General features: G+C 50.5%; 1 rRNA gene. It reads right to left on the bottom strand.

From position 1 onward, the window contains the following. Positions 1-148 precede the first annotated feature (148 nt). Positions 149-372 (bottom strand): 23S ribosomal RNA (locus tag JHD74_RS26200); the annotation flags it as partial.

Genomic DNA, 372 nt, shown 5'->3' with positions numbered 1-372 from the left:
GCATGGGGTCAGGTGGGACCACCGCGCTATTGCCGCCAGGCAAATTCTGTTTCATTCCAACCGCGTCACTCTCGTGTCGCCATCGAAACCAATCTCGGAACTTCGCTGAAAATCTACTTCAATCTCTCTAAAACACCTTTGGTGTTGTAAGGTTAAGCCTCACGGATCATTAGTACTGGTTAGCTCAATGCATCGCTGCACTTACACACCCAGCCTATCAACGTCTTAGTCTTAAACGTTCCTTCAGGGGCCTTAAAGGCCCAGGGAAGACTCATCTCGAGGCAAGTTTCGCGCTTAGATGCTTTCAGCGCTTATCTTTTCCGCACTTAGCTACCGGGCAGTGCCATTGGCATGACAACCCGAACACCAGTG

The organism is Serratia sp. ASV30 (assembly GCF_016428815.1).
Lineage (GTDB): Bacteria > Pseudomonadota > Gammaproteobacteria > Enterobacterales > Enterobacteriaceae > Chania > Chania fonticola_C.
This window is presented reverse-complemented; position numbering and strand designations above follow the sequence as displayed.